This window comes from Candidatus Uabimicrobium amorphum, assembly GCF_009002475.1.
In the GTDB taxonomy this organism is placed as follows: Bacteria; Planctomycetota; Uabimicrobiia; order Uabimicrobiales; family Uabimicrobiaceae; genus Uabimicrobium; species Uabimicrobium amorphum.
In genome coordinates this window covers 8,169,404-8,189,083 of sequence record NZ_AP019860.1, presented here as the reverse complement: position 1 = coordinate 8,189,083, position 19,680 = coordinate 8,169,404, and the positions used below count along the sequence as shown (strand labels likewise).

Genomic DNA, 19,680 nt, shown 5'->3' with positions numbered 1-19,680 from the left:
CAATGGCAGCAAAGTATGACTATGATTTATTAGTTATTGGCTCTGGTCCTGGTGGTTATGTCGCAGGGATTCGCGCCAGTCAGCTAGGTATGAAAGTCGGTGTAATTGAAAAAGATAAACCCGGAGGAGTGTGCCTAAATATTGGATGTATTCCTTCTAAAGCTTTGATTCACCAAGCGCACATGTTCAGCCATATCAAAGATTTAGAGGATATGGGACTTAAAGTAGATAGTTCTGGCTTTGATTACGCGAAAGTTTTTGAAAAATCGCGCAAGGCGGCAACGAGTTTATCTGGTGGAGTGACTTTTTTACTCAAGAAAAATAAAGTGGAGTACATCACCGGAACGGCACAAATAAGTGGGCAACACGAAATTACCCTGGACGGTAGTAAGAAGTTGACCGCAAAAAATATCTTGATTGCCACAGGTTCTAGTCCAAGAAGCATCCCTAGTTTTCCGATTGACGAAGAAACGGTAATTACTTCCAATGGAGCACTCATGGCACAAAAGTTGCCAAAGAGACTACTCGTTTTGGGCAGTGGTGCTATTGGGATGGAATTTGCCTATGTATGGAGTTCTTTCGGTGTGGAAGTCGAAATCGTCGAAATACTCGACAGAGTACTTCCTATTGAAGACGACGAAATAGGTAAATTTATGCAAAAAACCTTTGAGAAGAAAAACGGTGTAAAATTTCATTTGGGAACCATGGCAAAATCTTTAGAGAAAAAAGATGGCAAGGTTTTGGTTACCGTGGAGAAAGGTGGCAAAGAAAGCGTTATTGAAACCGACATGGTATTGGTAGCGATTGGTCGTGCACCTAATTCGCAAAATTTAGGTTTGGAAAATGTCGGTATCAAAACCGAAAAAGGTTTTATTTGCGTTGGTGATTACTACCGTACTAAGGTTCCTAATATTTATGCAATCGGTGACGTGATACAGTCTCCTTTACTAGCTCATGTGGCTTCTAAAGAAGGTGAAATTGCTGTAGAACACATGGCGGGACACAAAACCGATCCGCAGATGGACCCACTACTCATTCCGTCTGCTGTTTACTGTGAGCCGCAAGTGGCGAGTTTTGGATATAACGAACGTTCAGCAAAGGAAGCCGGTGTTAAATACGAGAAGGCCGTTTTCCCGTATCGCGGTGCCGGAAAATCAGTTGCCATTGGAAGTTCTGAAGGTCTTGTAAAAATTTTATTTGATCCAAAAACCAAAGAGATTTTGGGAGCTCATGTGGCTGGTGCACAAGCAACAGAACTCATTCATGAGATTCTGTTGGCGAAGAAAACCGAGCTTCTTCCCGAAGATCTCGCGACAATGGTGCATGCACATCCGACGTTGTCTGAGGTTGTTATGGAAGCAATGCGTACCGTTGAAGGATGGCCGATTCACGCCTAAAAGGGTACATTTTTTTGAAATAGACAGAGTTAATTCTTTAGCTCTGTCTATTTTTATTTATAATGCGGAAAGTTTTTTGTTAACTTATGCGTTTATAGTCTTGGTGGCTTCGTGACCGTGACCCTGACCGTAATCGTCAATGCCATTGACTTAAGAGGTAAGTGTAAAACCGAAAAAGGTTTACAATACTTGTCATCCCGTACCCAAAAACCCTTGGTTTTTGGAAAGATACGGGATCCAGCAATATAAAGTCGACTTCTGTTCGTGGATCCCTGATCAAGTCAGGGATGACACGGCAAGGTAAGTTTATCATTGAAAAGTATTTACGCTTAAGTCAATGGCATTTGACCCTGACCGTAATCGTAGCCATCGTCGAGACCGCAATCGTAAAATCATCGGTTATGGTCACGGTCATGGTAACGGTGACGATTACGGCTACGGTGACGATTACGGCTACGGTTACGGCTACGGCTACGATTATGGCTACGGCTACGATATAAAACGCAACAACATAACAGGTAAAAAATTATGAAACACAGTGCAATTAAAGATTGTTTACAATTAAAGAAAAAATACGATGAAGAGGTCACGATTTGTGGCTGGGTGCGCACGCGTCGCGACTCAAAGAAATTTTCTTTTATCGAATTAAACGATGGAACATGCTTTGCTAGCATTCAAGTCATTGCGGATGCCGAAATTGAGACATATCAAAATGTTCTCGATGCGAGTACCGGTTCATCGCTACAAGTAACAGGTATACTCAAAGAATCTCCTGGTAAAGGACAAAAAGTCGAAGTCCATGCGCAAAAAGTAGAACTATTGGGTATCGCGGACAGCGATTATCCTTTGCAAAAAAAGCGTCATTCGCGAGAGTTTTTGCGTACCATTGCGCACTTACGTACTCGAACAAATACATTTGGTGCGGTTTTTCGTGTACGCCATGCGGCTTCTTTTGCGGTTAACCAGTTTTTCAACGAGCGTGGTTTTGTTTACTTACACACCCCAATTATAACGGCGTCAGACTGCGAAGGTGCGGGACAAATGTTTCGCGTTTCCACTTTAGACGCTTTAAAACCACCGCTAAACGATGAAAAGCAAGTGGACTACACACAAGACTTTTTTGGCGAAGAAACAAGCCTAACTGTATCAGGTCAGCTCGAAGCGGAATTATTTGCCTCAGCACTTTCTAAGGTGTACACTTTTGGCCCGACCTTTCGCGCCGAAAACTCCAATACTCCGCGTCACCTTGCCGAGTTTTGGATGATTGAGCCAGAGATGGCATTTTGCGATTTACAAGGCAATATGGATTTGGCGGAAGAGTTTATACGTTACGTGATTACCTATATACTGGAAAACTGTAAAGAAGACATGGAGTTTTTCAACAAATGGGTGGAAAAAGGTATCATTGACAGTTTACAAGACTTGTGTAAATCCGATTTTGAGCGTATAACTTATACAGAGGCGATTAAAGCCTTAGAAAACGCAAAAAAATCATTTGAGTATCCGGTGAAATGGGGTATGGATATCCAAACAGAGCATGAGCGTTACTTAACCGAAGAGTATTTGAAAAAACCAGTATTTGTCACCGATTATCCACGCGACATTAAAGCGTTTTACATGCGTGTAAATGACGATGAGAAAACGGTGGCGGCCATGGATCTTTTGGTACCACGTCTCGGGGAAATTATCGGTGGTTCTCAAAGAGAGGAACGCTTGGACGTCCTCAAGAAGAACATGGAAAAACATGAACTAGACGAAGCAACATATTCATGGTATTTAGATATTCGTCGTTATGGGACAACACCTCATGCGGGTTTTGGATTAGGTTTTGAACGTTTGATCATGTACTTGACAGGTATTGAAAACATTCGCGATGTCATTCCATTTCCTCGTACACCAGGAAACGCAAAATTTTAAGGATTTGTTTATGAAAAACGCATGGCTAAATCGTTTGTACTATGGCAGTTTAGGAATGTGGTTTGGTGCGGTGGTTGCCGAAGTTCTCTCGGCGATTAGTATTTTCAGAATGTCGCGGCAATACAAAGCCTCGCCAGGTGTTGAGCCGTTCAATGATCCGGCATTTAGCGAATATTCTAGTGACATTGTCGCGGGATTTATCGCGAATAAGATGTTTAATATGATGCATGTGGTTGAACTTGTGTGTTTTGTTCTGGTAATCGCTGCGGTGATTGGTTTAGCGAAAAGTGGTGCCAAAATCAAAAAACTTCCGATTGTGCTTATCGTGTTCGCGGGACTAAGCATTTTGTTTACCTATGCGTGGATTTCTCCAGAGATGAGCGCGCTTAAGGAAACGATGTACAATCCTGCCGCCGAAGAAGCGGCGAGAGCCGCAGCGCGAAGTGGCTTTGATTCTTATCATAAGATAACGGAAAAGCTAATTTCGATGGCGGGACTTGCGGTGCTGATTGCGCTGAACTTGGGAAATGCAAAACAACAGGATTCATAATACATAAAGCTGCTTTCGTTAACATGAAAGCAGCTTTTTTTGTGAAGGTGATTGCGTTGTATATTGTTACTTCTTTTGCAAAATCGAAAGGATTTTTTTGTCCGCGCGCGCGTCATTCTAAAAATACACTTCTTGACGCTGGATCATTCTCAGTTTTTATTGACAAACTCTTGCAATGCGCGTGATAGTTTTTGTGCCCACAATGTATTGAGCTTTCCGTTTGGATGGCCATCTCCTTTAACAACCATATCTGCGGTGAATGGAAAAACACAATCTACATAATAGATGTCATTTTTTTTGAAAAATGAAATATACTGTTTTTTCATATCGTCGTTGGCTTTTAAAATGGCTATTAGTAAGATAATATTGGAACGATCGCAGTATTTGTTCATCAGAGATAATAACTCTTTCGTTATTTTTCGTTGGTGTCTCCTGGACATCGTTTTTATGTAGACATACTTACGATTTACCATGGAGATAAAAGAAGAGTAGTGTGAGAAAGGCCATTTGGGGTATTTTTCCGGGGGATGAAATGCAAGTTTTTTGTTTTTTGCCAACGAAACATAGGGAGTATAGATGTGGTTTCGTTTGGAAAGGTTCGACAATAATAGCAGCCAATCTTGGCGTGCTATATTTCTTTGTTCATGATGATCTATAAAACCGTAGATAACAATTTTGGGGGACTTAGTTTTTGGTATGATATTTTTTAATAGTAGCAGTGATTGATATGTTCCATATCCAGATGTTCCATAGTTTAAAACATCAAAGTTACGAAATTTTTTTTGTATTTTCCAAGGATAGGTTTCATTATCTGAAATAGCCCATCCTTGTGTATAGGACCCTCCGATACAAATTATTTTCTTTTGTAAATCCCCTTGCTTTTCTCCGGTAACCCTTGTTCTGTTATGTAAAATAGTTGTGTTTATATTGTCACCATGTAGTTGAAATGTATAATTACCTTTTTTATTTCTCCAACCAAGATAATGATCATACTCAAACATAACCGGCGTATCCAGATTATCAATCGCTTGAAAAGGTAGATATCCAAGAATTCTAAGTACTAGTTCCGAAAAAAGAAATACTGATATTAGAGAGACCTTTAACAATAAGATTTTTGATATTCGCGAAGTTTTAATGGCGTTTATAAATTTTTTGTTCATTACCATGACCAAAGTGATAGCATGTAAAGATATCGACAAATGCAAGAGCAAACAAGTATAAAATGATTACAAGTTTTCAAAAAAGTCCATTTCTTTAGGTATATCTTTGGTTAAAACGTCGTGTCCTTCGTCTGTCACTAAAATATCATCCTCTATACGCAATCCCATGCCACGGAATTCGGCAGGCACGTTTTCATCGTTTGCTGCAATATATAGTCCTGGTTCTACTGTGAGTACCATCCCTGGCTCAAATACACGCGATTTACCGCGGTAAAAAGTATTTCCGACATCATGCACATCAAGTCCTAACCAGTGTCCAAAGGAGTGTGGGTAGTACTTTTTGTGTTTTTTCTCTTCCACAAGTTGTGCAGCATCACCCTTGATAAAGCCTAGGTCGATGATACACTCTGTTAGCATAAGGTCTATTTTGTTTACCCACTCATCAATGACAACGCCTGGTTTTATTTGTTCAATAATATTTTTTTGCACGTGGAGGAGGTGAGAGTAAATATTTTTCTGTGCGTCACTAAATTTACCATTTACTGGCCATGTACGACTTACGTCTGCGCAGTAATGTTGAAATTCAGCACCGCTATCTACGAGAACGAGGTCCCCGTCGTGTATTTGCATGTTATTGTCATTATAATGTAGTGTGGTGGCATTTGCCCCGGCACCTACAATAGGAGGAAACGCGTCTTTACAACCATTTTTCATGTATGTATGGTGTAGTGTAGCTTCCAATTCGTATTCGAAACAACCTGGTTTTGCATGCGAAAAAACAGCTTTGTATGCTTCTACGGTTACCTGTACAGCGCGGTGGATTCTGGCAATTTCATCCGGAGATTTAATAATGCGTAGCTGTTGCATGGCATCATTTAAGTCCCATATGCTATAAGGAATAAGTTGCGAAGATCTTCTGCGTAAACGCGTGAGGGTGTCTAAAACAATTTTATCGATGTTACTGTCGCAGCCGATACCATAATACAGCGTTTCGCGGCCCAAAAAGAACTTTTCTAATTTATTTGTATTGAATTCTTTTATATCAATCACCTCGTCTGCGCCGGATTGTTCTTTAATCTCCGAAAGCGAGGGCATTTTTCTTTCCCAAAGACTGATGTGTGGATCAGGTGCGGGGGCAAATAAAGTGTAGTTATTGGGAGTGATCACTGCTAAGTAACCTACTTCATCGAGGCCTGTCAAGTAATAGAAATTGCTGTTGCTACGAAAAATTTCTTTCATGGAGTTGGGATGATGCGTGACATTTCCTGAAAAAAGTATTGCCACACTATTTCCCATTTTTTGCGTAAAGTTTTTTCTATTATTCGAGAACATTATTATACCTCATGAGTTGTAATTTTTATTGGGGGGTTATTCTACATTCGTATGAATGCTCTTAATGACTGCGATATATTTTTTGCAGCATTTCCATTATTCTGGATTTGATAACCGTACTTGGGTTGCTAAACTTGAGTCCCATACGAAATAATGCCTGTGAAGGAACAGGTGAACACCAAACCACAGTGGCAGATACTTCAATACCCGGATTTTTTTCGTGATATATTTTTAATCGTAAAGGTTCGCCTTTGGAAAGTTGCGATGTAGATGCAAATGACATACCTGATTGACTTATGTTGGCGATTTTATAACGGCGATCGCTTATTTTTCCAATGGAACCACGCGCAAAAGATACCTCGACATCTTCGCTAAAATAACGTCTTTCGAGCCTTCTTTCCACACCAGTGTATTTTTCTTGTTGAGGGGCGGCCATCGGTTCCCAGTTTTGTACAGATCCTCTTGTTTCTATATGAACGCTGGCAAATTCTTTTTCCAGAACTTTATTGGTAAGTTTGTCGCCTTCCATTGCCGCGTTGATTTTGCTCATATCAATTCCCTTGACCTTACCACCAGAGAAATGGCTTACTTTTCGTGCAAATTCCGGTTTGACAATTTCAAGTGGTAGAGTTTTGCCACGTCCTGATTTTTTAAATAGGTCTTCTGCTTCTGGAGAAATACGCAAAATCATATTCATTCCACGACCGACACAGTCGAGATAACTCAAAACGAGAATTTCTATACACTGCGTTGATAACTCTTTGAGGTTGGAAATGTCTATGGCGATAGACTTGTTTCCCGTGGATAATAACTTTTGAAAATATGTAGGAAACTCTTGTACAAAAAGAGGGGGAGAGACAAATTTTACTTCTAGACGTGAGCCGACGAGGTTGAATTGTGGATCTTCATTGATTTTTCTCTCAACAATCTCCACTTTTGGAGTCCATCTATCCCAATCGGGTTTTTGATTCTCTAACATTTTAAAGCCAAGGGTTTTACCATTCACGATCATTGACTGGTATGCCTCTTGTGCTTTTTTCCAGACATGAACATTTATGTCTTTTATTTCACTAAAATCGATGTATACATGATCTCCGCAGTTATCCAAAAGGTGAATATATCTATCAAGTCCTTCCACAAAAGATTGCGGTGAAATTCTACCCACTTCTAGAGTGTTGACCACAAGTTTAAATGGGATTTCATCTTCGTTTTCTTCTCCCATCTCGGCAGCTTCTACTTTTGGAGGGCTTTCTTCTTTTAAGGTAGCGGGCATATAATCTTCTTCCGCAGCAATGGCTGGGATTGCGGGATCTGAAAATTTCAATTGATGCACTGCCTGCTCTTTTACAACTGTTCTCATGTTGAGAATGGCTGCTTGCGGATTTTTGGATATGGCTTCATATTGTTCTTGTGTAACTTTAATCACAAAGACATTGCTGTGCTGGATGGTTTGTAGAATAAACAGTTTGACAAGTGAGCTCGTCATTTTGCTTAACTGTGTCATGTCGATAAAAATACTACCAAATGCCTTAATGATCGGGGCAATATTTTCTTGTAGGTATCCTTGGTTAAAGTTATTTTCCAATATGACCTGATTTTTTTCAATGGTAACGCCTGTCTCCTCTTCTTCGGGGAGCTCTGCTGTAGTTTCATTTATCATGGTGGTAATTTCATCTTTAGAAACTACAGTGCCTATTTCGAAGTTGTACAATTTCGATAGTTCTGTTTGGTGTAGAGTGTGGTAGTTTTTTGGATCCAGAATAAAAGTAATCGAATACCCTTGCATTTTTAGAGCTTGTGCAAGAAAAGTTAAGTGATTTAAATAATCAACGCCTACCTCTGGAGCTGTTACCATATCAACCACCAAGCTTCTTTTTTCTTCGCTGAATATTTTGCGTAATATCTTTTGGAATTTACTTGGTGTATCTCTTTTCGCGAGATAACGAATTTGTATCAGCTCTCCTAAATCTTTCTTTTTTGCCATTGACTTGCCTTAATTCGTAGAGAAAAACTTTTCTAATTCTTCTGCTTCTTTTGGTTTGTTGATAGAGTACATGATCGAACCGGCTATGATCGAAACAACACTCATAATCACGCCAAAGTTAGAGAGGCCAATAGATGATTCTATTTGTTGCACTAATTTAGGAATTAAATTCCACGCTGTTTGTGGCAAGTTCCAATTCAAACCTTCGAGTAAAAAGGAAACCATGGGGATCGCAATAGCACCCACCGCACTGATTTTTGCCCAGGTTTGTTTTACACAACTACTCGTGAGGGATATTTTTTCTACAACCCTTCCCTCGTAAGCGACTTCGACCGTACCTGCAATTTCACCTTCAATGATAGGTGTTACCCAAAATTCTGCGGTTGTCATTTCCGGAGTGATATCTATGCACATCGAAGAAGGATAAACAACGCAACCTTTTAACGAAGGGGTAACGACTATTTCTGGTTTTGACTTTTTCACTTTTATGGGAGAGGCGGATTGTTTTTGCGCTACATTGTCCATCACTATTCTTTGCAGTTCCTCTTTGGAGAATGTAACAAGAAGTGGAAAAGACTTTAATGGATTCATTTTTTCGTAGTAGCGGACGGCCATTTTACGTTTGTAGTAGGTTTCTACTCGTGTTTTTGGTTCTACTGGCGGTTGCGGTTCTACTTGATCCATTTTCTCTGTGGTTCCCGAAACGGCAACAATCGCTTGCGATGATTCTTCTTCTGCATTTTCGACGTCTTGTGAGGCATCGACTTCATTGACAGCAGCAACGATATCTTCCATTTCTTTTTTTTCATTTGAAGAGGGTAGTTGCGGCATCTGTGTCGTTGCATCGGGAAACGTTTCTGCAGGCATTGGGGCTTCGCTAACTTGTTGTTGTGGTGCGGAAAAATCCTCGGCTTTTTCTTCGTCAGCAATGTCTCCCAGTAGTGTATCTTCTTGTTTCGCTTTTTTGGCGATCGCTTCATCGACTTCTTCTGTAATTTCCTGTGGTGCTACCCCTGCTTCTAGAGCTTCTTCGGCATCTAGTGCTTCCTCGGCATCTTCCGCTTCCATTTCGTCGGCATTTTCGTCTTGACCTTCCGACTTTTCTTCAAATTCATCTTCATCTATGGCCATTTCCGCCGAAGATTCGTCGTCATCTTCATCAACATGCGTTACGATGTCTGAAATTTGTCCTACGGGAGGCATGGCGTCTGCAATAGGTTCTTCTAATTCAGCTTCCGCCTGTGCTTTACCCAAGGCAATTCCATCCTCTTCTGGCTGTGGACTACTTGCCCCACTGCGAAAATGGTCTTCCATATCTACAATATCATCTAGGTCGTCTTCAGCAGTCATGTCAAGCTCAGAAATTGCCATATCTTCGTCGAAGTCTTCATCGTCGTCATCGTCGTCATCAGGAAACTGTGCTTGACTCTCTAGAGCTTCTACAGCATTACTAATATCGATATTTGCACCTGGTGGCTCTATGTCACCACTAAGTAGATCTGCATCCGGTGTACTTATGCCATCACTGAGGTCTATACCTGCAGGGACGCTACCGCCGCTGATGTCGATACCACCGGCGCCTTCACTGCTGATATCGATACCAGCGCCTTCACTGCTGATATCGATACCAGCGCCTTCACTGCTAATGTCGATACCACCGCCGCCACTGATGTCAATGCCACCAATATCTTCGTTGCCAATATCAACACCTGTACTTGGTGAGGCTGCTTCACTACTGAGATCGATGCCCGCTCCTGGGCCCATTTCGGCTTCCCATGTATCACTAATTGCTGAGGATTTTTTCGAAATTTCTACGCCGCTGTTGGGCATTTGAAAATCTCCACCTGGTACTTGATTGTCGGCTGCGATCGAGCTGAACTCGTTGTCATTGGCGGAGATGGTAATGCCACTACTTTCCTCGTTGCTCGCTACAGGACCATTATCGATAGAGGTTGCTTCACCAACGCGTGCGTCTTCCCCTGAAATCTCAAAGGGATTAAAACCTCCAAAGTTATCAGGTGCAGGGAATTCAATATTTTGATTTCCTGAATCATTGGTTTGTCCAGTTGTCTGAGAGTCTGGTGACGAAATAACAATGGGAGATGGCGATGGTGCGTCTGGAGCCATAAATATATTTCCACCGGCGTTTGAAGGTATATTCATTGGTGGTGGAGAAAGTAAATCGCCGGATTCCGCCAGCATATCTGATGAGTCTGCTGGTATATCTGGAATTTGTGGTAACAAAGGAAACGGTAAGCTCTCCAACGCTTCTTGATTGGTGTTTTTGACTTTGAGTATTGTATCCATGCCAAGCATTTTGAATAAATCAAATATTTTTTGTGGAACGTTCACAAGAAGGAGATCACCATCAGCGTCTTTGTATTTGTCTTGTACTTTGACTAAAACACCTAATCCTGTACTGTTCATGTATCCGACATCAGTAAAGTTGAGAATTAGATATTTACTTCCTTCATTAAGAAGGGGATTTAACGCTTCTGATTCAAAAATTTTAACTGTTCTTATGTCGATAAAACCCGACAAATATGCAATCGCAACTGTGGAACCATTTGAGAGATGCTCTTTCTCTACTTTAAACGACAATGACATGAATACACCTTTCAAAACTCATAAATTACAAGCCTAGTTACTAAAAAAATTTGTCATCAATATTTCGCGACTGAATCGAAATATTTCGATACGATCAAATACTTTTAATATAAGAGATAATGCTAGCTCTTCAGGCTCCAAACTCGGGACGGATGATCCTACTCCATTACTTGAATTCATTCTACGATGAATAGCACTTAAAAATGTTTCGTAACCAAAACTCTTACTTGGAGAACTACATCTAAAAGATATGTAATTACGTGCTTGCACTACTCTTAGACTCATAAACTCATTTGTAACCTCTCCAGAAAATAAACGTGCAGCTTCATATACTGCAGGAGGCACAACATTTTGTTTCATTGCGCCGATAGAGGTAAAACTCAATATATTGCCCACAATTTCATTAATTTGCGATAAATTTTCTTCTGTTGCCAAAAATTGTAAGGTTATGTCTTTACAGTTTTTCAAATCGTCCACATTGATATTGTCGTTTATGGATACCATCAACTCACTAGCTTTGTTGTGAGGTTCCATTAAGAAAAACAAAATGGTATGTCCGATTTGGATTTTATCGCCTTCGTTGAGGTATTTTCTTTCTATACGCTTTGCATTGACCAGAGTACCGTTGTGGCTTGCAAGGTCTTCTACCAGTGTTTCTGCACGGTCATCGACATAAAAACAAGCATGGTGGCCAGAAACGATTTTACTCGGTAGGACAACTAGGTTGCGTGCGCTACGACCTACTGTTACTTTGCCTTGTTTCAAAGAAAATGCTTCGACAACATTGTCGAAATACTTCACTTTCAAGTATGGATCTTTTTCCTCAACTTGCGAGACTTTTTTGGTTGTGGTTTTTTTCGATTTCGCCCATATGGAGCGCAAACGACTCACAATTAGACTGTCTTTACGATCGGCGAGTAACTTTTGGCCTAGTTTTGTATAATTTTCAACGTCCAAAGTACGTTTTAAGGCAATTCTACCTTCGCTATCTTTTAGGAAGGAGAGTTGTTGTAATTGATCTTCGTTGTACTCGGTAAAATCAAGGCTGAATATGTCGATGTAAGCCGCCAAACTGTTATTTGTAGGTCCAAAGCCTTTGGCATACAAATACTCTTTCTCTAAGTCATTTACGACCATAGAGGCTCTTTGATAGCGGTGTTCTGGTGCGAATGACAACATTCGCGTAATGATCATCGACAGTTCTTTGGGGATATCTTTTCTCACCTGGTGAGGCGGTATGATGCTGTTTTTCATTTGCCCATAAATTACGTGGGCTTGGTCTTCGAATGACAATCTAGGAGAGGCGTACATTAGGGGAATACCCGTAACTGCTTGGTAAGCAACGAGACCAAGGGCAAAGATATCCGCGCGTTCATCAATAGGATCATTGCAAATTTGCTCTGGCGCCATATACATTAGCTTTCCCGCCCAATACTCTGGTTGTTTTTCTGCAAGAACAGCAACACCAAAGTCGGTGAGTTTACATACTCCTTGCGCACTAATAAGAATATTTTCCGGAGATATGTCCCTGTGAATAATGTATGTATGCGCGTATGATAGAGCGCTGGCTATACGACTGATAACAAATGCTGCGAGAGGAATCGGAAAAAGTAGATTTTTTTTCAAATGTTGCACTAGAAGAGAGTGAAAATCAATTCCTTTTATGTAATCCATAATGAGTAAAGGAAGCTTTTTTTCGCTTTCTTTCTTCATCTTATCGAGTATACCACCCTGAGCGTTGCGTTGTATCGAATCTTGCATTGCTTGAGGAAGTAACTGAATAGGCACCATTTCCATTCCATATGTTTTTACTACATTCTCATGGCGCAACATTGTGGCAATACTTGCTTCTTGTTTTAGTTTTTCTTCTTCTTCAGGATTGATTGTTCGTAAACATTTGCAAACTACATGGTCAATAACTCCTCCAGTGTCTTTTTCCGCTAAAAAAACGATTCCCATACCACCTTCACCAATTTTTTTAGCTACCGAATAACGGGATTCTGAATTAAAAGAGATATTTTCTAATCCTGCCGTAGTTTGATTCATTATGTGTTCCTTTGTGTGCTTATCTAATTGTTATCTATTTTTTTTCATACGTACGAACGACACGTGTGCTCAAAACTTCCCATTTTTTGTATAAAGGTTGTAACTGTTTTCTATGAATGGATAACTCATCGCCAGGTATTTTGTAGCCAATCATCAATACTTCATTGCGTGCAGTTACTAATTTATAACGACGAACAATTGGATTTACTAATCCAGATACAACGATGGCCATAAAATCTGTTTCTGGGGATACACCGTAAAAGATGGCAATTCCACGTCTAGAAGAGCCTTTTTTTATGACATCTCTTTTGAAGCGATACTTCTTGTCTTCGCTTTCTTGTCGGCCGAGGTAACTACCTTTTCCATTCATTCCCGCGTAGTAATATTGGGTTTTTTCAAAAGGTGATTTGTTACTTTTAGAATAGCGATATTCGATAACAGATCCACTAGTTACTTTTTTTACTACGTCCTCTTTTTTGATGATAACGGCACCTTTGGCAAAAGATACTATTTCCCATCCCGAGATGGTTTCGCCCTTTTTCTTGGTGACTTCTACGTTATCGATGACGAAATTGGCATATGTTAAACCGCTATTTAGAAAAGTTGGTCTTCCGTCTAATTCTGAGCCAATAATCAAGTTTTTCGCAAGTAAACTTTCTAGTGCAGTTTCGACTTTCGTATATGGTAATTTTACTTCTTTGCTGATGTCAATAGCCGAACGCGTAAATTGATCACCAAGAACACTCAGTACTTTTTTTTCTTCATCTGTGAGTATAGGATGTAGTCCCAGTTCTTGGTAAATGGCTTCTTTGGCGATAGGGAAATCTGTATCGTAATACTTTTGTAGAGAATTAATATACTTTTCTTTATTTTCTATGTCGTAGGGAATTTTTGCGTTGTGGAATAACTCGGGTACTTTGTTTTCTGTAACACCTGGAGCTGGTTTATCAACGACGAGTTTTATGTTAATAGAGTAATTTATATCCTGATTTGTATCATTCCTTACAATATAACGAAAATACCAATAGACATTCTGTATTCCATCCGGTTCTGTGACTATAATTCTCGTAGGCTTTTCTAACATTTCAAAGTCTAGTCTCCATCTACGAGACTTTTTTTCTGCGACGACAATTTGTAAACTGAATAAAGCGACAAGTAATGTTAGGAAAAATCTCTTTGACATCTTAAAACTCCTGGGTTCAAGTATGAACAGCTCATTATTCTAAAAATTTTGTGGACTAATTTTTATAGGGGGGACATTACCCTATATTACACTTTACCAAGCTAGTATCAATTCGGAAGACACCGAACTAGTGTACAGTCAGTTAAGTATGCATGTTTATCTGACAGACTATATATATTACACAAAATAGAATATTTTCTTCAACAAAATATTCTATTATTTGGTGTAAATCAGAGTTAAATCTGTATAAATCAATACAGCAACTACCCTAAAAATCGCAAAAGCCCTCCCAGACGCGTCTCTTCGATATGCTGAATTTCTTTGCTAGGAATGATTAACATTATGTAGAAATGTATAATCGCTAACAAAGACAATATAAGAAAAAATTTAGCGATATTATAAAAAAGAAGATGGGTGATCGTTTCTGCCAACAAGGAACCTGACAGTAAAATGAGGAACAAGTAACCAATGGTCTCGCCAACAGAAGATTCATTATTTTTAAGTATTAAAGAAATACTTATCGGTAACAACAGACCACAAAGCATCGCATTGAGGAAAAATATACTATCGAAAAGTTTGTCGGCGATGACGAAAGGACTGACTACGAACATAAATATGGAAAGAAAGGAAATATATCTTAACCATAAAACACTCGAACGTTTATGAAAAAGTGCGATAACAACGCCGCTCATAATGCCGCCTGCAAATATAGAAAATAAATCTTCGTGAGAGGACGCTAAGGAAATTTTGGGAATATTTGCCATCGAGATTTTGGCAAAAACAACGCTGAAAAAACCAAAGAGAAAAGGAGTAACTAAAGCACTATTGAATAAATTTTTCTCTTTTGTGATCTCGTCCTCATAAGATAACTTAGGGATAGCGATATAAAAAAGTGGAATCGCTAATAAGCACAATAATGCATGTATTAGCGGTAAATATTCTTTGTAAGACTCTATATCAGAGTATTGCCACCAATAGCTTGATAGAAAACCCAGTAAATGCAAAAATACAATAAGGACAATGGTGCGATTTGTTGCTGTAGTCCAACGATATAGGCAATACCATGCACTGACACTCAGGTACAGGTAGCCAGCGCCTTGCACCACTAGCCACCCATAGTGTGGAAATTCTATGGCCAAGTACGAGGAAATCGCAAAAACATACAGTCCACCTGTGAAAGTAAGTTTGCCTTTGGCGTGATCTAAACGCCTACCGCACCATATGGCTAGTAAAAATGGTAACAACAGTAACATTAGGTGCTCCTGGAAAAGTGGAGCGCAAAGAGAGGCCGCCATAGAAAAAGAAGCGGCAAATATAATAAATAGCAATGTTTTTATCGGTTTTCTTTCGCGCAACGATTTTTCTAATTTGTTGCTTAGAAATTGTATTTCTTCTTGTGTTGCATCAATGGATAGATAACCTGTTGCTCCTACTTCGGGTTTTTCTAGAGAAATATACTCTGTGTGGTCTTTGACAGTGGCAGGTGTATCTTTTATGGAGAAACTTTCCGTTGGACAAAATGGCAGTACTTGGGTTTGAGACCACTCCGCCACAAAATTCCCCATGTCTTTCTTTGGTAGTGTTTTAAATTGTCTACGCTGTGCGGTGTATTGTTTTTGTAGATCTTGGTCCAAAGCTCTTACTGAAAAAGGAATAAAACTTTTGGTAATTTTTTGGCGTTGTTGCTTCTTCCATTTTTTGTAAATGTCAAGGGGTTTTTTGTCTGCAAAGAGACTTTGTTGGAGCTGTTTATCTGTGTATAAAGCCATCTGTTCTAGCGGAATTTGCAGACTGTTTTGTAGTTTCGCGCTGTGATTTTTGAGATACTCATTTATGGCGGTTTTGTGTTTCGATTTTAGATGTAGTATGTACACTCTGGGAATTTGATCTATATTCGTCAATGTGTGCAGGGCTATTCCCGCATGGAGAAGCAAGTTTTCGTCGCAGACACTTTGGTGAAAAAGGTATTCACTAAAACGGATGTCTATTTGACGTTCTGCGATAAGGTCTTTCCAAGTTGCAAAACATTGTTGCAATTCTTTTTGTTTTTCGCTGTCTTTATCGATTAGCAGCAGTTGCAAAAATAACTTTCCGGACCAAGTTTGGGTAAGGTTTTTATTTTGTACATCTAACGGTGAAGATATAGAAAAACGTCGCTCTTCTATGTTTTCGACAAGGTCTCGATATTGTGCTTTTAAACTTCCTCGGGCACTTAATATTGACAGTAGTGTTCTTTGTAGACTGCAATCTTGGAGTTTGCGATGAATGTTGGTGGCCGAGATAAGATCCTTCACCGGGAAAGCAGAGTCGACATTTTCAAGGCGAAATCTTTTTTTAGATCTGACATTTTCTATGAGTTGTTGAAAAGAAATCCCGACTTTTTGTAGAAAAAGTTCATCATCGCGATCAGTAAAACAATAGACCACACGCGAGGGGAAAAGTTTAATACGCCTTTTACAAAACAGGCCCCATAATAAACTTTGTATCGATTCTTTTTTGAGAATATTACGTTCGTAAAGGATATGTTCCAAACGTTTATTTAAACCACATTCTTGTACGATAACTTCTTCTCTTATTGCTTCAAATATTTTTTCGCGATCTGCGTAACCCAAAATCAAAGCTAATTTCGCAAAATCAATAGACATAAACTACCTTCACTGATAACAATAAATTCAAGTTATACCAAACAATTATGACAAGTATGTATAGGGATTATTCCTTATACTTGCTATTTATACTTTTTATTATACAATATAAAAATTTAAAATCACATAAACATGCTAGGACAAGAGTTGGAAAAATCTGTACTAATTACAGGAGCCGCCGGTTTTATTGGTTCTCATCTATGCGAACGTTTTCTTGAAGATGAATGGGTCGTCATTGCACTTGACAATTTTTTAACGGGAAGACAAAGCAATATCAATCACCTGTTATCACACAAAAACTTTTCTTTTGTAAAATGCAATGTAAACGATTCTATACAATGTGAACAAAATGTCGCTGTTGTGTTGCATTTTGCATGTCCCGCAAGCCCTGTTGATTACTTGAAGTACCCACTTGAAACGATGAAAGTAGGTTCTATTGGTACCTTCAACACTATTGAATTTGCAAAGAAACACAACGCACGATATATTTTGGCTTCTACTTCTGAAGTGTATGGAGATCCTTTGCAACATCCACAAACAGAAAGTTACTGGGGAAACGTAAATCCCGTTGGGCCACGATCTGTGTATGACGAGGCAAAAAGGTTTTCCGAAGCAATCGCTATGAGTTACTTCCGCGAGTACCAGTTAGATGTGCGTATTACGCGTATTTTTAATACTTATGGGCCAAGAATGAAAAGCCAAGATGGTCGCGTTATTCCTAACTTTATCAATCAGGCACTTAACAATACGCCCATTACGGTTTACGGCGATGGTCAACAAACGAGAAGTTTTTGCTTTGTCTCTGATTTGGTCGAAGGAATTTTCCGTTTAGCTACCTGTCACAATTTGCAAGGCGAAATTATTAATCTCGGTAACCCCGACGAATACACTATCAGCGATCTTGTTTCTGTAATACAGCAGGAGATTTCTACGAGTTCTCCTACTGTATACAAAGAGTTGCCGGAAGATGATCCTCGAAAACGTAAACCGAATATACAAAAAGCCATAGATTTACTAAATTGGTCGCCACAAGTTGATTTTCGAGATGGATTAAAAAAGACGATAGATTATTTTCGTTCTTATTCATCATCCTGAGTTACAATTGTACGCATTGTGACACGAGAAATAGCAACACAACCTGGAAAATTTCCGTGAGTACTTACCGCAAAATGGATACTTTTTTTATCACTAGTGTTTTCTGATACTTTTTTCATTATGGACTTAGTTGCATGCAATTTACCCGGAGCAGTGGTCTTACTTGATGAGGCCAACTGCCTGTCAATGAGAATATCTTTTCCGAGTACTATAAGTGTCACTTTAAATTCTATTTTGGGGTGCCTTGCAATATCGGGAAATAAATCTGTCAGTACTATGGGGTTTTCAAATTCCCGAATATTTAAATGTACTTTACCACAGAGAACTTTAATATTGAATGAAACTTCATAATTTTGCCATTCGGGAAAATTATCAATTTTTAAAGCCGTGTTTTCTTCGTTCGCTACAGGGGCAAAACCATGCCAAATATAGGTGTTGGGATCTTTGTGCCATTGGCCGCTACTGACGACAACTTGCGGTGAGACGCGCTCTCCTTTTTGAGTGGTGCGAATTTTATTTTCTAAAGTGACTTTCTTTTTCACCGTATTGTTATTGATAGATGGAAGGCGTATAATTTCTTTTTTCTTCTTGGGTAATCCACGCTTGCCGCTATCATTCGCTGCGGTGATAAGATGTGGAAATAGTAGATAAAGGATAAGAAGAAGAGGACCAGCAAGAATGGCCGCTAGCTTTAAATACATTTCTTTCTTTTTGTTTTCTTCGCTTTGAACGTCTTTTTTGTACTGAGCAACTCTATTTCGCGATTTTTGTAGAGGGATACCCTTGGTGGTTTTACGTCTTCGTGCAGTGCCTACCTTGGTTTTTGACGTGTCCCTAGACATTTTTCCGTCGAGATAATTTTGTAGTAATTCTTGTACTTCTTCCATGTTTTGTGGACGACCACTTGGATTAAACGCCATTAAATATTTGATGATGCGATTGATCTCTGGAGGAATATCGGCTAATTTATTCACGGGAGTCGGCGGCACACCTTCATTGATGTTCTTGAGTATTTCTTGTAACGATAAGTCGGCATAAGGTGGTTTTTCACAAATGAACTCGTATAGTGTGGCACCTAAAGAGTAAACATCGGATAGATAACTAACTGACTTACTACTTTTCACCTGTTCTGGGGCCATGAAATTGGGTGTACCGAGAAGTTGGTTTGTGCGTGTGTAGTTCGCATCGTTGTTTTTGGCGATTCCTAAATCAGCTATTTTTAGGTGCAAACCCTTTTCGGTTTCGTAAATGATGAAATTATCAAGTTTCACATCGCGATGTATTACCTGCATTTTGTGTAACACACCTAAACCCTTTGCCGCTTGAAGCATTAATTCTATTTTTTGTCGTAAAGGCAGTTTGTAAAGTTTATCAAGCTCGTAAGGATCACTTACATATTCCATGCTATAGTAGTAAGCGTCTCGATATTTTCCACCGCCATATACCTGTAGTAAGTGTGGTTCGCAAAGGCCGATTGTTTTTTGCCACTCGGTAAAAAAGCGCTCGATATGTTTTTGTTCTTTCAAAATTTTTAGTGCGCATACTTGGTGAGTTGGAAAACAAATTTTGTTTTCACGGCAATATTCTATTAATTGTTCCTGAGTTTGGGAACTCCAAATATCTTTGCGATATTTACAGTACGCTTCAATGCTTTCTGGAGGAACATTTTCTTTTTGTGCTTCCGAGTAAGCAATTAGATTGGCAAAATCAAATTGTGCCAAATTAACGCTCGCCCTATATATATAGGCCATACTCCCTTGTCCT

General features: G+C 39.4%; 13 protein-coding genes. 5 read left to right on the top strand and 8 right to left on the bottom strand.

Annotated features, from left to right (window positions below):
• The first annotated feature begins 2 nt into the window (after positions 1–2).
• From lpdA to UABAM_RS28700, 4 genes are all read left to right on the top strand, one after another.
• Positions 3–1,397 carry a dihydrolipoyl dehydrogenase gene (lpdA, locus tag UABAM_RS28715; protein ID WP_151971431.1) on the top strand — a complete coding sequence of 465 codons (1,395 nt, stop codon included), beginning with the start codon at positions 3–5 and terminating at the stop codon, positions 1,395–1,397.
• A 337-nt stretch (positions 1,398–1,734) separates the two neighbouring features.
• The gene (locus tag UABAM_RS28710) at positions 1,735–1,929 is read left to right on the top strand and encodes a hypothetical protein (RefSeq protein WP_151971430.1); all 195 of its coding nucleotides are present in this window, start codon (positions 1,735–1,737) and stop codon (positions 1,927–1,929) included.
• Complete coding sequence (asnS, locus tag UABAM_RS28705; protein WP_151971429.1) at positions 1,926–3,314, top strand: asparagine--tRNA ligase; 1,389 nt, start codon at positions 1,926–1,928, stop codon at positions 3,312–3,314. The genes UABAM_RS28710 and asnS overlap by 4 nt, the downstream gene beginning before the upstream one ends.
• Before the next feature lie 10 nt (positions 3,315–3,324).
• Positions 3,325–3,864 (top strand): DUF4149 domain-containing protein, encoded by a 540-nt coding sequence (locus UABAM_RS28700; RefSeq protein WP_151971428.1) that lies wholly within the window; start codon positions 3,325–3,327, stop codon positions 3,862–3,864.
• A gap of 149 nt (positions 3,865–4,013) precedes the next feature.
• Here the strand turns inward: UABAM_RS28700 and UABAM_RS28695 are convergent, their stop codons facing one another.
• The 7 genes from UABAM_RS28695 to UABAM_RS28665 form a co-directional block, all read right to left on the bottom strand.
• A complete protein-coding gene (locus tag UABAM_RS28695) occupies positions 4,014–5,024 on the bottom strand; it encodes an SGNH/GDSL hydrolase family protein (RefSeq protein WP_151971427.1) in 1,011 nt (336 codons plus the stop codon).
• 66 nt (positions 5,025–5,090) lie between these two features.
• Positions 5,091–6,356, bottom strand: a complete 1,266-nt coding sequence (locus UABAM_RS28690; RefSeq protein ID WP_151971426.1) for an aminopeptidase P N-terminal domain-containing protein — start codon at positions 6,354–6,356, stop codon at positions 5,091–5,093.
• A gap of 61 nt (positions 6,357–6,417) precedes the next feature.
• Positions 6,418–8,340 (bottom strand): PilZ domain-containing protein, encoded by a 1,923-nt coding sequence (locus UABAM_RS28685; protein WP_151971425.1) that lies wholly within the window; start codon positions 8,338–8,340, stop codon positions 6,418–6,420.
• A 9-nt stretch (positions 8,341–8,349) separates the two neighbouring features.
• Complete coding sequence (locus UABAM_RS28680; protein ID WP_151971424.1) at positions 8,350–10,947, bottom strand: STAS domain-containing protein; 2,598 nt, start codon at positions 10,945–10,947, stop codon at positions 8,350–8,352.
• A gap of 33 nt (positions 10,948–10,980) precedes the next feature.
• Positions 10,981–12,993, bottom strand: a complete 2,013-nt coding sequence (locus UABAM_RS28675; RefSeq protein WP_151971423.1) for an FHA domain-containing serine/threonine-protein kinase — start codon at positions 12,991–12,993, stop codon at positions 10,981–10,983.
• 34 nt (positions 12,994–13,027) lie between these two features.
• On the bottom strand, positions 13,028–14,176 hold the full coding sequence (locus UABAM_RS28670; RefSeq protein ID WP_151971422.1) for a hypothetical protein: 1,149 nt from the start codon (positions 14,174–14,176) through the stop codon (positions 13,028–13,030).
• Between the two features lie 263 nt (positions 14,177–14,439).
• Entirely contained in the window at positions 14,440–16,821 is a 2,382-nt protein-coding gene (locus UABAM_RS28665; protein WP_151971421.1) for an MFS transporter, read from the bottom strand.
• 147 nt (positions 16,822–16,968) lie between these two features.
• Here UABAM_RS28665 and UABAM_RS28660 point away from each other — a divergent pair, with 147 nt between their 5' ends.
• The gene (locus tag UABAM_RS28660; RefSeq protein ID WP_229759320.1) at positions 16,969–17,916 is read left to right on the top strand and encodes a UDP-glucuronic acid decarboxylase family protein; all 948 of its coding nucleotides are present in this window, start codon (positions 16,969–16,971) and stop codon (positions 17,914–17,916) included.
• Here the strand turns inward: UABAM_RS28660 and UABAM_RS28655 are convergent.
• Positions 17,901–19,667 carry a serine/threonine protein kinase gene (locus UABAM_RS28655; protein ID WP_173013634.1) on the bottom strand — a complete coding sequence of 589 codons (1,767 nt, stop codon included), beginning with the start codon at positions 19,665–19,667 and terminating at the stop codon, positions 17,901–17,903. The genes UABAM_RS28660 and UABAM_RS28655 overlap by 16 nt on opposite strands.
• Positions 19,668–19,680 lie beyond the last annotated feature (13 nt).

Excerpts from the sequence above, each read along its gene's own strand:
- UABAM_RS28665 (WP_151971421.1), bottom strand. The coding sequence starts at position 16,821 with ATGTCTATTGATTTTGCGAAATTAGCTTTGATTTTGGGTTACGCAGAT.
- asnS (WP_151971429.1), top strand. The coding sequence starts at position 1,926 with ATGAAACACAGTGCAATTAAAGATTGTTTACAATTAAAGAAAAAATAC.
- UABAM_RS28675 (WP_151971423.1), bottom strand. The coding sequence starts at position 12,993 with ATGAATCAAACTACGGCAGGATTAGAAAATATCTCTTTTAATTCAGAA.
- UABAM_RS28655 (WP_173013634.1), bottom strand. The coding sequence starts at position 19,667 with ATGGCCTATATATATAGGGCGAGCGTTAATTTGGCACAATTTGATTTT.
- UABAM_RS28700 (WP_151971428.1), top strand. The coding sequence starts at position 3,325 with ATGAAAAACGCATGGCTAAATCGTTTGTACTATGGCAGTTTAGGAATG.
- UABAM_RS28670 (WP_151971422.1), bottom strand. The coding sequence starts at position 14,176 with ATGTCAAAGAGATTTTTCCTAACATTACTTGTCGCTTTATTCAGTTTA.
- UABAM_RS28710 (WP_151971430.1), top strand. The coding sequence starts at position 1,735 with ATGGCATTTGACCCTGACCGTAATCGTAGCCATCGTCGAGACCGCAAT.
- lpdA (WP_151971431.1), top strand. The coding sequence starts at position 3 with ATGGCAGCAAAGTATGACTATGATTTATTAGTTATTGGCTCTGGTCCT.
- UABAM_RS28680 (WP_151971424.1), bottom strand. The coding sequence starts at position 10,947 with ATGTCATTGTCGTTTAAAGTAGAGAAAGAGCATCTCTCAAATGGTTCC.
- UABAM_RS28685 (WP_151971425.1), bottom strand. The coding sequence starts at position 8,340 with ATGGCAAAAAAGAAAGATTTAGGAGAGCTGATACAAATTCGTTATCTC.
- UABAM_RS28690 (WP_151971426.1), bottom strand. The coding sequence starts at position 6,356 with ATGTTCTCGAATAATAGAAAAAACTTTACGCAAAAAATGGGAAATAGT.
- UABAM_RS28695 (WP_151971427.1), bottom strand. The coding sequence starts at position 5,024 with ATGAACAAAAAATTTATAAACGCCATTAAAACTTCGCGAATATCAAAA.